Here is a 12,450-nt window from a genome sequence, read left to right on the forward strand (position 1 = left end):
AAAACAAGCATGTTACGATCATTATATTCAGGTGTCAGTGGAATGAAAAATCTTCAAACGAAAATGGACGTGGTTTCCAATAATATCGCCAACGTCAATACGGTTGGATTCAAATCAAGTCGAGTCCTTTTCCAAGACATGATGAGCCAAACGATGTCTAACGCAACTGCGCCAGGCAACGGCTTAGGCGGGATCAACGCAACGCAGATCGGTTTAGGGGTTCAGACGGGCTCCATCGATACTATCAATACAGTCGGTGCCCCGCAATCGACAGGTCGCAGCATGGATTTTTATATCAGCGGACAGGGCTACTTTATGGTACAAGGACCAGGAGCAAATGGCGAAACCTATTACACACGAGATGGCGCATTCGTGCGCGACAGCAACGGAACCTTGACCAATAGTGATGGGATGCAAGTCTTAGGTCGTTCAGTCAATGGCGGTCAACCAGTTGTCTATGATGACAACTTTGATGAAAACACGGCATTGAGCGGACAAGGTGCGGTATCTCCCTTGTCGATCCCAAGCACACTGACCGTCAATGGGGAAACCTTGACCTATAACTCCATGGCGATCGATGCCAATGGCTTAGTGTTGGCAAAATACGGCAATCAAACCTTTGTGATGGGAAAAGTCGGTGTCGCAACCTTCAATAACCCAGAAGGCTTAGAAAAAGTCGGCGGCAACAACTATATCCAAACCAGCAACTCAGGGAATCCGATCGTTGCAGGACCTGGCAACAATGGCGCAGGAACGCTGCAAGCAGGTGCCTTGGAAATGTCCAATGTCGATCTTTCGACAGAATTTACCGAAATGATCATTGCGAGCCGTGCCTATCAAGCAAATTCAAGAAGTATTACGACTTCTGATGAAATGCTGCAAGAATTATTGAATCTAAAACGTTAAGAACGTGACGCTTCATCATTGAGAGGAGTTTGACCATGATTCTAGTGACAGCATTGAATGGCAAGCCATTCTATTTAAATCCAACATTGATTTATCGGATCGAAGAAATGCCGGATACATTGATCACACTGACAGATGGCAAAACATTAGTGGTGACGGAAGCTGCGCAAGAAGTTGCGCAGCGGGTGATCGAGTATCATACGGTGATCCATTCGAACCAAGTGAAAACGTAAGGGTGGGAAAGATGGCAAAAGAAGAAAAAGCACCAAAAGCAGAAAAAGAGAAAAAAGGCTTGAGTATGGTTGTTTTACTGCCGATCCTCTTGATCGTGGTAGTCGGCGGCAGTATCGGCGGGACCTTAGTGACGAATCACTTTTTGACGGGGGAAAAAACAGCAGCTGCTGAAACAGCAAAAGACAGCAGCAAAATCTCCTCAGACGAAGCGATCGTGGCATTGGATGAATTTTTAGTCAATCTGGCCAAAGAAGACAACCAAGAGCAGCAATACATGAAGGTTAATTTATCGATTCTAGTGGCGGATGAGGAAAAAAGCGCGGAAGCCACGAAAAATGTGGCCGTCATTCGTGACAGCGTCGTAAACTTATTGCGCCAACAAAAGGCCAGCGGTATTTTGAGCTCCGCCGAAAGTGTACCGAACTTAAAAAAAGCATTGAAAGAAACAATTAATCAGGAATACGGATCAGAAATCGCCAAGGATGTTTATGTGACGGATTTAGTGATCCAATAGAAAGAGGCATGTTGATGGAAACATTTTTATCGCTGGTCAAAATGATTGGGTTTTTGCTGCTTATTCTTTATTTGATCAACATCAGTTTGAAATACTTGAATCGTTACACGAACCAGCACAATCACCAGCTGCGTATTTTGCAAAAAATCGCCGTCAGCAAGTCGTCTTCGATCGGGATCGTCCAAATCATGGACAAATGTTATGTCATGAGCTTTTCTGAACAGCAAAACCAAATCATCAAAGAGTTGACGCCAGAAGAAACGGCCGCTTTTTTACAGCAAAGCCTAGAAAGCACCCAAGTGCAAGCTGGCAAAGACTTTTCTGAATGGCTCAACAAAGCCAAGGCGGAAATTGCTGGAAAACGAGGCAAGCAAAAATGAAGAGCAAAGGCAGAGATATCAAGATCATGGCTGCGGTCCTTTTCAGCAGTCTGATGCTTCCGCAGACGGCATTTGCGCTAGACACGGAAGACGTCAGTTCCACCATCAACAATTTATTGTCGAATGGGAATGGCTCAAGTGATACGATCAATACCTTCTTGTTGCTGACGCTGCTTTCCCTTTTACCAGTCTTGCTGATCATGATGACTTCTTTTACTCGTATCATCATGGTCTTGTCCTTTGTGCGCAGTTCGTTAGGTACACAGCAAAACCCGCCCAATCAAGTGTTGATCGGGTTGGCCTTATTCTTGACATTTTTTATTATGAAACCTGTGTATACCGACGTCTATCAGCAAGCGATCGAACCGTTTGATCGACAAGAGATCAGCCAAGCCGAAGCCTTTGACCGCTCAGAAAAACGGATCAAGGCCTTTATGATGGTACAGACACGGGAAAAAGACATTGCCTTGTTTGCGGAAGCTGATGGGGAGACCGAAAAGTATCATTCTTCTGACGATGTTCCTCTGACCGTTATGGTACCGGCGTTTATTATCAGTGAGTTACGAACGGCTTTCAGTATCGGCTTTTTGATTTTTATCCCCTTTTTGATCATTGATCTGGTCGTCTCCAGTATCTTGATGTCGATGGGGATGATGATGCTGTCGCCGATCATGATCTCACTGCCCTTCAAGATCTTACTATTTGTTTTAGTGGATGGCTGGTATCTGATCGTGGAGTCGCTGATCAAGAGCTTTCAATAGCCGCTAAGAAAGGAGCCAAGAGGAAATGACAGTAGAAATGGTACTTGATGTGCTAAGGGAAGCCTTTCTTCGAATTTTAGCGATATCTGGCCCTGCCTTATTGGTTGGCATGCTCGTTGGATTGGTGATCAGTATTTTTCAAGCCACTACCCAAATCCAAGAACAAACGTTGAGCTTTGTGCCGAAACTATTAGCGATTTTTTTGACCTTGATCTTGGCGGGGAATTTTATGCTGAATCTCTTGTTGAATTTTACCAAAATGATTTTCAAGATGATTGCGGCAATGTAAGGAGGAAACCTGATGGCGCCGATTCAAGCGACGGTGTTGATTTTTTGTCGAATATTGGCGTTTGTCGTCCTTTGTCCGATCTTCTCACAGCAAAATTTTCCGTCACTGGCAAAAATCGTGATCGGCATGGCGTTGACGGTCCTATGTCTGCCGACGGCACCTGCGATTCCCGAGCTTTCCCTCTTTATGCTGACGGTTTTCGTCATCAAGGAAGTACTGTTTGGGATGGCGATGGGCTATTTGAGTCAGCTCGTCTTTACTGGTGTGGAAATTGCGGGTCAACTGATCGACTTTCAAGTAGGCTTTTCGATGGCGCAAGCCTATGATCCGACGTTGCAAATCGCCTCTTCCCAGTATGGCAAAACGTACTATTGGCTGACGATCGCTGTGTTTTTTGGACTTGATCTGCATCATCGACTGATCACAGCACTGCTGTTGTCTTTTCGGATCGTGCCCTTAGGCTCTGTGGTGATCCAAGGCACGACGGTTGAAGGCATCGTCAAACTTTTCAGCCAAATGATGGTGATGGCAGTCAATCTTGCGGCACCAATGATCATTGCGCTGCTGTTGGTGGACCTGGTGCTAGGTGTGATTTCTCGGTCGATTCCCCAGATCAATATTTTGATGATGAGTCTTTCGATGAAAACCGCCATCAGTTTTGTGGTGTTTCTCTTGCTACTACCTAATGTCCTTTCGTACTTAGGCAAACACTTGCCAGATACGGTCCGCTATTTGCAGGAGTTTATCGAGTCCTTTCAATAAAGTAACAGGTAGCCAGCAGGAGGTGAGAAGATGGCAGAAAAAGATGGCAAAACCGAACTACCTAGTGCCAAGCGGCTGCGGGATGCCCGCAAACGCGGGGAGGTCCCTAAGACCCAGGAATTAGCAGCAGCTGTTTCCCTATTGGTCTTCTCGTTTTTGATCCTGTCTTTATGGCAGTTTTTCGCAGCTTCTTTTTTGCCTTATTTTTCCCGAAGTTTGGCGCAGCTGGCTGATTATCAAACCAGTTTGGCGGATCTGCCGAAACTGGGGGTGCAGAGTATCTTGCTGCTGCTTTTGTTGTGTGCGCCCGTCTTTTTGGTCGCGCTCGGAGTCGGGCTTATCACGAATTATGCCCAAGTTGGTCTGTTGTTTTCTGGCAAGGCCGTCAAACCAGACTTTAAAAAGCTGAACCCCATCAGCGGGATCAAGCAGCAATTCAGTTTGCGCTCGTTGATGAATTTAGGCAAAACATTGGCGAAATTCGGCGTGATCGTCTACTTGTGCTACCAACAATTTTTAGCCGCCGTCCCTGTTTTACTGGGTTTGAGTGAAGTGGGGTTGGAAAAAACGATCCTGTTCATGCTGCTGCGGGCCAAAGAATTGTTTTTACAGATCTCGATTTTCTTGATCATTTTGGCCGTAGTCGACTACGGCTACCAACGCTATAACCATCGTAAGAACTTGATGATGAGCAAGCAGGAAGTCAAAGAAGAGTTCAAGCAAATGGAAGGTGATCCGCAAGTCAAAGCACAGCGCAAAGCGAAGTACCGTGCGATGACCCAAAATGCCATCGCCAACGTCAAAGAAGCGACGGTGTTGATCACCAATCCGACCCATTTCGCCATTGCGATTCGGTACGATGCCAGTAGTGAAGGGGTGCCGCGGGTCCTGGCCAAAGGGGCAGATCAGCTGGCGCAGCGGATGAAAGCAGAAGCACTGAAAGAAAATATTCCACAGATCGAAAACCGTGAAGTGGCACGAGCCCTTTATCGCCAAGTAGAACCCGGGGATCTGATCCCGGTTGAGATGTATGAAGCCATTGCCGAAATCATCGCTTTGGTCTATCAGTTAGAAGAAAGCCAACGCGGCAAGATTTAAGGAAACAGGAGGAACAAAAATGAATGAGGCTGCCTCAAAACCGAAAAAAGGCATTGGTCTGGCGGATATCTTAATCTCGGTGATCGTCCTAGCTATTATTGGTTTGATTATTATTCCATTACCGAGTGCACTATTAGATATTCTGATCATTATCAATTTGACGATCGCGATCAACATTTTACTGATCACCCTGTTTACCAAATCAGTGTTGGAATTCACTACGTTTCCAACATTGCTGCTGATCACAACGATGTTTCGTTTAGGTTTGAACCTATCTTCCACGCGGTTGATCTTGACCCAAGGAAATGGCGGACACGTGATCGATGCCTTCGCCAATGTCGTTGCCGGCAGCAATTACATCGTGGGGATCATTTTGTTCGTGATCATCATGGTGGTTCAGCTAGTCGTCGTGACCAATGGTGCAGGGCGTGTCTCAGAAGTGACTGCTCGCTTCACATTGGATGCGATGCCCGGCAAGCAAATGGCGATCGATTCCGACCTAAATGCCGGTTTGATCACGGAAGCGGATGCCCGCAAACGACGAAAAGATCTGCAGCGAGAAGCTGATTTCTTTGGTTCGATGGATGGTGCCAGCAAGTTTGTCAAAGGGGATGCGATCGCAGGGATCTTGATCACTGTCATCAATTTAGTCGGCGGGGCGATCATTTTCTCCATGGGGGGACAAATGACCGTCATGGAAGCCTTCGCCCAATTCGGGAAACTGGCAATCGGGGATGGCTTGGTCAGCTCGATTCCCTCTTTATTGATTTCCATTGCTTCTGGGGTGATCGTGACTCGTTCTGATAACGATAGTTCGTTTGGTTTAGATATTGCGGCAGATGTGATGCGTAATCCCCAACTGTTTCGGATCGTGGGGGCGATTCTCTTCGTCTTAGCCTTAGTTCCTGGGTTTCCGTTTGTGCCTTTTGTGTTGATTGGCTTAGGCCTTTTCGCAGCCAGCTTTCTGGTGACGCAAAAAGAAGAAAAGCAGCGAGTGGAACAAAAACAATGGGAACAAAAATTGGCACTGGAACGCAAAAAAGAAGCACAGGAAGAAGACGATTCCGTGGCTTCCTTCCAAGTGGAACCAATCTCAGTGGAAATCGGGTATGGTCTGATCCCTATCGTGGATAGTTCGATCGACAACAGCTTGATGAACCGCATCGTGGCGATCCGTAAACAGAGTGCTAGAGAATTAGGGATCTTAGTCAGTCCCGTTCGTATTCGCGACAATCTCTATTTGGATGCCAACGATTACGTGATCAAGATCCGCGGCAACGAAGTCGGCCGCGGCGATATTTACCCGAATAAAGTCATGGTGATCAGTCCGAATGAAGAGCCGTTTCCTTTTCAAGGAATCGCAACAAAAGAACCAGCCTTTCATCTGGATGCTATGTGGATTGATGAATCCGATAAGGAGATGGCGGATCTGCAAGGGTTTACGATTATCGAGCCGTTGACCGTGATCGCAACACACTTAAAAGAAATCATCTATGCCCATGCACCAGAGCTGTTAGGTCGCCAAGAAGTCAAGAAATTATTGGAGGGCATCAAAGAGCAGTACAATGTCGTGATCGATGAATTGATCCCCGATATTTTACGGCTCGGCGAGGTCCAAAAAGTTTTACAAAATTTATTGGATGAGCAAATTCCCATCAATGACTTAGCAACGATCTTAGAAACTTTAGCCGATTACGGCGTTGTCACGAAAGACGTAGAAGTTTTGACAGAATATGTCCGCCAAGCATTGAAACGGACGATCGCTGCCAAGTATGCTAATGAGAACCACGAGCTGCAAGTGGCGGTGATCCAGCCGAAACTAGAAGAAATCATCGCTCAAAGTATCCAAAAAACCGCAACTGGCTCGTACCCGGTCTTAAAACCAGATACCGTGACCAAGCTGTTGGATTCCATCAGTGGGATCCAACATGCAGCGATCGCTCAAAATATCAATTTCGTCATTTTAGCATCGCCTAAGATCCGGTTAGCATTCAAAAAAATGATCGTTTTTAATTTTCCAGATATCGCCGTTCTTTCTCTAAATGAGATTCCCAATGAAATTGCGATCGAAACGGTGGGCAGTATTGACATTTAAGCAGAATTTTCTTAGGAAGGGGCATCGCCGATGTATGAAGTCGATCGAGAAGCGGAGATCATCAAGTATCTGCCGCTAGTGGAACGGGTGGTTCAGCGCCTGTCTATCAAAACCGCCGATTATGAATCAGGCGATCTCTATAATATTGGGGTGATTGGGCTGATGGATGCCTTGCGGAAATTCGATCCCTCAAAAAAAGTTCCTTTTGAAAGCTATGCAGCGATTCGCATCAAAGGGGCAATTATTGATGAAGTACGCAAGCACGCCAAAATCTCCCGATACAAAATGGCGGCAGTCAATCAGTTTTATCAAGCACGGCAAGAGTTGGAGCAAAGCCTCAAAAGAGAAGCGACCGACACCGAGATCTGCAAACAGCTGGGAATCAACCAAAGTCAACTAGCGGATATTTATGAGAGTCTGCACTACTTAGCCAGCGTCTCTTTGGAAGATACCTTGTTTGCTTACCAAGAAGAAGGCATGACCTTAAAAGATATGGTTCGGGATCCAGCCGAAAATGTCGAAGATACCTTGGTCGCTGAAGAAAAACGCACCGCCTTGGTGGCGTGCATCAAAAAATTAGGGGAACGGGAACAATTGATTTTAAGTTTGTACTATACCGAAGAACTGACGTTAAAAGAAATCGCTGAAATCTTAGAAGTCTCGATTCCGCGAGTTTCACAAATTCATGGCAAAACGATTGCCAAATTGCGCACATTGATTGAGGAGGAACTGGCATGATTCGAGGATTGGATGTCTTATCACGGAACATTTCATTATTACAAAAGCGACAAGAGACGACGAGCGGCAATATTGCCAATGTCAATACAACAGGGTATCAAGCAAAAACTTTGTTCCAGTCGGCGCTAGATGAAGTCGCATTGCATAATTACCAAAGCGGGCCCAATGCGGATACCCGCCGTGATATCGGTGGATTGTCTTTAGGGACCCAATTGGCAGGCAGTACCATCAGTCAAGACCAAGGCGCCGTCAAACAGACGGGACAAGCCAGCGATTTTGCACTGCTTTCCGAAGGCTACTTTGTCGTTCAAAATAATGCGGGGCAGCGGTTGTATACGAGAAATGGCGACTTTACCGTCAATCAGCAGAATCAATACGTGACACAAGAAGGCTATCTTGTCTTGGGTGCCAATGGACAAGCAGTCAGCGCCTTGGGACCAGCGAACTTTCAGATCCAAACATTCCCCCCAGAAGCATTGACTACAGCTGGTCAAAACTATGTGACTAGCAACGCAGCAGGAACCACGGTGAATGCACCCGTGATCCAGCAAGGTGCCTTAGAACAAGCCAATGTAGCGGTTGCCGATGAAATGGTGGCGATGATCCAGACTTCTCGCGAATTTGAAGCCAATCAGAAAGCCTTGAGTTCAACGAATCAGACATTGCAAAAAGCGGTCAACGAATTAGGAAAGATTTGAGGATGAGTCAATGAATATCAGTGGATTATTAGGAATCAGCCGTTCTGGGTTGAATCATTTGCAGACAAACTTAGACACGACAGCCAACAACATCGCCAACGTCAATACCAATGGCTACCAAGCACAAACGACCCATTTTCAAGCATTGATGGAAAATGCCATCGGTGCAGAAGAAACGCTATTTAATGGCAACGCCGCCCAATATGGTGCGTCAATGGGGGCAAAAGCGACTACGACTACCAGTTTTGCCCAAGGCAATCTGGCGGGCACCACTCAGCCATTAGATCTCGCGATCCAAGGCAATGGCTTTTTCGGGGTCCGGGACCAAACTGGTCAATTGCTGCTGAGTCGAGCAGGCAATTTTCATTTAAGTGAGAACAAGCAATTAGTCAATAGTGAAGGGTACCCTGTGGCAATGACCACAAACGTACCGACCCCTCAGTGGCCAGATGCGCAGCAAATCGCAATAGATGCCAGCGGTCAGCTGACGACGGAAGAAAATGGTCAGACCCGCGTGTTGGGACAGCTGACCCTTTATCAGCCGACGAATACAGAAAACATCACGCCAGTGGGCAACCAACTGTATCGTGCCGGTGATCAAGCGTTGCTTACTTCGCAAACCAATCCGGCAGCCTTTGGCAGCGTGTTGCAAGGACAGTTAGAACAGTCGACGGTGGATCTAGCGACTTCCATGACAGACTTGTTAACGACCCAGCGTGCGTATGGATTGAATACGAAAGCCATGCAGACAGCTGATGAGATGTGGTCCGTGATCAATCGTTTTACAGATTAGAGGAGAAAGAACATGATTCGCTTAACCAAGGTCAGTAAAAAATTCAGCAATGGTACGTTGGCATTGGCCGATATTTCTGTTGCGATCCCTCAAGGAGAATTTATCTATGTGGTGGGTCCCAGTGGTGCCGGCAAATCGACATTATTCAAATTGCTCTTGAAAGAAGAAGAGCTTTCGGCTGGTTCTATCCAAGTCGGCAATGTCTTGTTGGAACAACTCAAAGACCGTCATCTCTATATGGTTCGACGACAAGTCGGTATCGTCGGACAAGAAGACCTTTTGCTTCCTTATCTGACGGTTGCCAAAAACGTTGACTATGCGCTGCAAGTACTAGGCACTCCCCGTAAGCTGCGTCAGGAAAAAACCGCCAAAGCACTGCAACTGGTGGGTATGTTTCCTCAAAAGGATCACTATCCTGAAGAGCTTTCCGTGGGACAGCGCAAAAAAGTAGCGATCGCGCGGGCGATCGTCACAGAGCCAGCAGTCTTGATCGCCGATGAGCCCACCGCCAATCTGGATGCGAAATCAGCCGTTGAAGTCATGAAACTACTCTTGCGGATCAATCAAGTCGGTGCCACGATCCTCTTGGCGACCCACGACAGCACGATGGTCAATACGGTCCGTAATCGGGTGGTCGAGCTGCAAAACGGTCGCTTGGTTCGTGATGAATACCAAGGCGGCTATACGCGCTTTGCTGATCCAAAAGATACATATGTCTGGTGAAGATGCTTAACTTTTCTAGCAAAAGATCCGATTAAAGAACTAGAAGATTGTTTTCATAATCGGATAAAGAAGGAGTGACCCAACGATTATCAAGTGAAGAGCGAATCTTGATAAACAGCACGACTGATCATTTTGCATAGGAAAGGATACTGTTATGAAGAAGAAGGTACAAGCTATCATCAAAAAAATCCGCTTGGCGGCGTTGATTCCGCTAGGGTTTACCCTGATCGTATTATTAGGATGCTATTTCTTCGTGATCCGCACCCACGGAGACGGACAAGCAGCAAAAAGTTTCTTTATTTTTTCAGTGATCGTATTGCTGCTAGAAATCGCAGTGTTAGTAGGAATGACCTATTTGGTAAAAAAAGAGACCCACTCGGGCATGGATACGTTGTTGACAGAACTAGAAGCAGTTGGTTCTGGTGATCTGTCGCATATCGATGAGATCGGCAGCAGCGACCAAACTTCCCTTTTTGGGCAAGTTCAAAATCGTTTTCAAGGGGTTTTAAACACCTTCAAAGCGGTGATCGTTGGCATGCACGAAGAAAGCAGCCGAATGGAAAAAATGGTAGGCGGCCTAACGACAACCTCAAAAAATGCCAAAAATTCAATTGAAAATGTGCGTCAGACGATGAATGCCATCGCAGATGCCACTAGTTCACAAGCCTCCGAAGCGGAACAAACCTCCTTTGATATGGACGAGCTAGCCTTAAGTATCGAAGAGATCCACAAAGAGATCGAATTGATGAACGGCTATGTGGGTCAATCCCAAAGCAGCAATGTCCACAATTCGGAAATGATGTTCCATGTATTTGAAAGCTGGGAGATCGAACGGCAAAACCAAGCAGAATTAGTAGAAAGCATGAACGACATGAACGAAGATGTCCAAAGCATCGGTAAGATCGTTCAGCTGATCAATGACATTTCTGATCAGACCAACTTACTGGCATTGAATGCATCCATCGAAGCAGCTCGAGCTGGAGAAGCGGGCCGAGGGTTTGCCATCGTTGCGGAAGAAGTCCGCAGCTTGGCGGAACAAAGCAGTCAATCAACGAAAAGCATTCGTTCGATCATTGAAACGATCCGCAAAAAATCGGAAAAAGTGGTCTCTGCAGTGACGGATTCCTTTGAAAGCGGCGAAAAACAAACCAACAATATCAACAAAGCGATCGAGTCAGCCAATGAGATCTCTGATATTGTCGAAAAATTGGTTTCAAGTATTCAAGCCGTGGAAGCCCATATTACCGGGATCGTTGAGAAAAAAGACATGGTTCAAGTTTCCGTCAGCAACATTTCGGCTGCTGTTTCGGAAACCTCTGCCGGCACCCAAGAAGTAACGGCAAACTTAGAAGACTTCTACTTAGTCATCGAAGACTTTGAACGGAATGTGCAAGAGATCGAAACGATCGCCACTATCCTTAAATTCCAAGTGGATAGTTTCAAATTCTAAAAAGGAGCAGTGACGCCAATGGAACAATACGTTGTATTTAAAAGTCATCAACAACTCTTTGCCTTGCGTATCGACTATGTGGTACGGGTCATTGAGGCTGCTCCTTTTACACAGCTGCCAGAAGTGGCAAATTTCGTGCTGGGAATCCAGCCTTTTGAAGAGGCGATGGTGCCGATCATTGACATCCGCAAAAAGCTGTTTGATGAATTTACACCGGAAACTGGGCAAAATGTGGTCTTGTTGTGTCACTGGCAAGAGCAGGCAATCGGCCTATACGTGGAAGAGATCGTCGGCATTTTACCGCTAGTTGAAAGTCCTAGCAATGCGGAACTAAATACGTCAGGACTCAAGCAAAACTATATCGAAGCCTTTCTGAAAAAAGACGATGAACTTGTGCTGGCATTGGAGCTGCCGTTTCTCTTCAGCTATGAACAAGCCGCTGAGATGACGGCGGAGTTAGACGCCTATCAGACAGAGGAATTGGCAGCCGCCAATGACCATGACAATGATGACCGTGAATGAGGAACTGCATGTGGGGATCTCGGAGTATAAGATCGCCCAAGCGCCGACGCGTTTGATCACGGTGGGTTTAGGTTCTTGCATCGGCACGATCATTTACGATGAAGCCAGTCATATCGGCGGCTTGAGTCATATTATGCTGCCAGATAGTCAGCCTTTTTTGCACAAGCGGGAAATCAAGCCCGAGAAGTTTGCGGATTTGGCATTGCCAGCGATGGTGGCTGAGCTGGAACAAAAGATCCGTCGGCCTCGCTTTCAAGCGAAAATCGTTGGCGGCGCCAATATGTTTCAGTTCCAGACGCTTAACGCTGCCAGCAATATTGGTCAGCGCAATATTGAAGCCGTCGAGGAAGTCTTGGCTCGGCTAAACATTCCGATCGTAGCCAAACACGTTGGCGGCAGCGCTGGTCGAACGATGATCGTAGATCTTCAGGATTTCAAGACCATGGTTCGGCAAGTCAAACAAGAAATCGTTTATTTGTAAAAGGAG

The 12,450-nt window shown here is 46.5% G+C and carries 16 protein-coding genes; all 16 read left to right on the plus strand.

Annotated features, from left to right (window positions below):
- The first annotated feature begins 9 nt into the window (after positions 1-9).
- The 16 genes from A5878_RS00685 to A5878_RS00760 all read left to right on the plus strand — a co-directional run bounded on the left by A5878_RS00685 (position 10) and on the right by A5878_RS00760 (position 12,444).
- Positions 10-906 carry a flagellar hook-basal body complex protein gene (locus tag A5878_RS00685; RefSeq protein WP_074535607.1) on the plus strand — a complete coding sequence of 299 codons (897 nt, stop codon included), beginning with the start codon at positions 10-12 and terminating at the stop codon, positions 904-906.
- A gap of 35 nt (positions 907-941) precedes the next feature.
- Positions 942-1,139: a flagellar FlbD family protein gene (locus tag A5878_RS00690; protein ID WP_005226609.1), complete on the plus strand. Its 198-nt coding sequence runs from the start codon at positions 942-944 to the stop codon at positions 1,137-1,139.
- Positions 1,140-1,150: 11 nt separating this feature from the next.
- A complete protein-coding gene (gene fliL / locus A5878_RS00695; RefSeq protein ID WP_005472968.1) occupies positions 1,151-1,654 on the plus strand; it encodes a flagellar basal body-associated protein FliL in 504 nt (167 codons plus the stop codon).
- A gap of 14 nt (positions 1,655-1,668) precedes the next feature.
- Positions 1,669-2,034: a flagellar biosynthetic protein FliO gene (locus A5878_RS00700; RefSeq protein ID WP_005231716.1), complete on the plus strand. Its 366-nt coding sequence runs from the start codon at positions 1,669-1,671 to the stop codon at positions 2,032-2,034.
- Positions 2,031-2,795, plus strand: coding sequence for a flagellar type III secretion system pore protein FliP (gene fliP, locus A5878_RS00705; RefSeq protein ID WP_081117652.1), 765 nt, complete (start codon positions 2,031-2,033; stop codon positions 2,793-2,795). Before A5878_RS00700 ends, fliP begins: the two co-directional genes overlap by 4 nt.
- A gap of 25 nt (positions 2,796-2,820) precedes the next feature.
- The gene (gene fliQ / locus A5878_RS00710; RefSeq protein ID WP_005226613.1) at positions 2,821-3,084 is read left to right on the plus strand and encodes a flagellar biosynthesis protein FliQ; all 264 of its coding nucleotides are present in this window, start codon (positions 2,821-2,823) and stop codon (positions 3,082-3,084) included.
- Between the two features lie 12 nt (positions 3,085-3,096).
- Positions 3,097-3,846, plus strand: a complete 750-nt coding sequence (gene fliR / locus A5878_RS00715; protein WP_005232781.1) for a flagellar biosynthetic protein FliR — start codon at positions 3,097-3,099, stop codon at positions 3,844-3,846.
- Between the two features lie 30 nt (positions 3,847-3,876).
- Complete coding sequence (locus A5878_RS00720) at positions 3,877-4,944, plus strand: flagellar biosynthesis protein FlhB (RefSeq protein WP_010748538.1); 1,068 nt, start codon at positions 3,877-3,879, stop codon at positions 4,942-4,944.
- A gap of 19 nt (positions 4,945-4,963) precedes the next feature.
- Complete coding sequence (flhA, locus tag A5878_RS00725) at positions 4,964-7,039, plus strand: flagellar biosynthesis protein FlhA (RefSeq protein ID WP_005232779.1); 2,076 nt, start codon at positions 4,964-4,966, stop codon at positions 7,037-7,039.
- Positions 7,040-7,069: 30 nt separating this feature from the next.
- Positions 7,070-7,777 carry a sigma-70 family RNA polymerase sigma factor gene (locus A5878_RS00730; RefSeq protein ID WP_015508736.1) on the plus strand — a complete coding sequence of 236 codons (708 nt, stop codon included), beginning with the start codon at positions 7,070-7,072 and terminating at the stop codon, positions 7,775-7,777.
- Positions 7,774-8,475, plus strand: coding sequence for a flagellar hook-basal body protein (locus tag A5878_RS00735; RefSeq protein WP_061053556.1), 702 nt, complete (start codon positions 7,774-7,776; stop codon positions 8,473-8,475). The genes A5878_RS00730 and A5878_RS00735 overlap by 4 nt, the downstream gene beginning before the upstream one ends.
- Positions 8,476-8,485: 10 nt before the next feature.
- Complete coding sequence (locus A5878_RS17780) at positions 8,486-9,268, plus strand: flagellar hook-basal body protein (RefSeq protein WP_015508738.1); 783 nt, start codon at positions 8,486-8,488, stop codon at positions 9,266-9,268.
- Between the two features lie 12 nt (positions 9,269-9,280).
- On the plus strand, positions 9,281-9,991 hold the full coding sequence (locus A5878_RS00745) for a cell division ATP-binding protein FtsE (protein ID WP_005226626.1): 711 nt from the start codon (positions 9,281-9,283) through the stop codon (positions 9,989-9,991).
- Between the two features lie 154 nt (positions 9,992-10,145).
- The gene (locus A5878_RS00750) at positions 10,146-11,441 is read left to right on the plus strand and encodes a methyl-accepting chemotaxis protein (protein ID WP_005226627.1); all 1,296 of its coding nucleotides are present in this window, start codon (positions 10,146-10,148) and stop codon (positions 11,439-11,441) included.
- Positions 11,442-11,459: 18 nt separating this feature from the next.
- Positions 11,460-11,963, plus strand: coding sequence for a chemotaxis protein CheW (locus tag A5878_RS00755; protein ID WP_086294348.1), 504 nt, complete (start codon positions 11,460-11,462; stop codon positions 11,961-11,963).
- Positions 11,935-12,444 (plus strand): chemotaxis protein CheD, encoded by a 510-nt coding sequence (locus A5878_RS00760; RefSeq protein ID WP_005226629.1) that lies wholly within the window; start codon positions 11,935-11,937, stop codon positions 12,442-12,444. Before A5878_RS00755 ends, A5878_RS00760 begins: the two co-directional genes overlap by 29 nt.
- Positions 12,445-12,450: the final 6 nt, after the last annotated feature.

This window comes from Enterococcus sp. 3G6_DIV0642, assembly GCF_002140635.1.
GTDB classification, from domain to species: Bacteria; Bacillota; Bacilli; order Lactobacillales; family Enterococcaceae; genus Enterococcus_D; species Enterococcus_D casseliflavus.

Bases quoted from the DNA above. Each gene is read 5' to 3' on its own strand.
- A5878_RS00685 (WP_074535607.1), top strand. From the start codon at position 10: ATGTTACGATCATTATATTCAGGTGTCAGTGGAATGAAAAATCTTCAA.
- A5878_RS00690 (WP_005226609.1), top strand. From the start codon at position 942: ATGATTCTAGTGACAGCATTGAATGGCAAGCCATTCTATTTAAATCCA.
- fliL (WP_005472968.1), top strand. From the start codon at position 1,151: ATGGCAAAAGAAGAAAAAGCACCAAAAGCAGAAAAAGAGAAAAAAGGC.
- A5878_RS00700 (WP_005231716.1), top strand. From the start codon at position 1,669: ATGGAAACATTTTTATCGCTGGTCAAAATGATTGGGTTTTTGCTGCTT.
- fliP (WP_081117652.1), top strand. From the start codon at position 2,031: ATGAAGAGCAAAGGCAGAGATATCAAGATCATGGCTGCGGTCCTTTTC.
- fliQ (WP_005226613.1), top strand. From the start codon at position 2,821: ATGACAGTAGAAATGGTACTTGATGTGCTAAGGGAAGCCTTTCTTCGA.
- fliR (WP_005232781.1), top strand. From the start codon at position 3,097: ATGGCGCCGATTCAAGCGACGGTGTTGATTTTTTGTCGAATATTGGCG.
- A5878_RS00720 (WP_010748538.1), top strand. From the start codon at position 3,877: ATGGCAGAAAAAGATGGCAAAACCGAACTACCTAGTGCCAAGCGGCTG.
- flhA (WP_005232779.1), top strand. From the start codon at position 4,964: ATGAATGAGGCTGCCTCAAAACCGAAAAAAGGCATTGGTCTGGCGGAT.
- A5878_RS00730 (WP_015508736.1), top strand. From the start codon at position 7,070: ATGTATGAAGTCGATCGAGAAGCGGAGATCATCAAGTATCTGCCGCTA.
- A5878_RS00735 (WP_061053556.1), top strand. From the start codon at position 7,774: ATGATTCGAGGATTGGATGTCTTATCACGGAACATTTCATTATTACAA.
- A5878_RS17780 (WP_015508738.1), top strand. From the start codon at position 8,486: ATGAATATCAGTGGATTATTAGGAATCAGCCGTTCTGGGTTGAATCAT.
- A5878_RS00745 (WP_005226626.1), top strand. From the start codon at position 9,281: ATGATTCGCTTAACCAAGGTCAGTAAAAAATTCAGCAATGGTACGTTG.
- A5878_RS00750 (WP_005226627.1), top strand. From the start codon at position 10,146: ATGAAGAAGAAGGTACAAGCTATCATCAAAAAAATCCGCTTGGCGGCG.
- A5878_RS00755 (WP_086294348.1), top strand. From the start codon at position 11,460: ATGGAACAATACGTTGTATTTAAAAGTCATCAACAACTCTTTGCCTTG.
- A5878_RS00760 (WP_005226629.1), top strand. From the start codon at position 11,935: ATGACCATGACAATGATGACCGTGAATGAGGAACTGCATGTGGGGATC.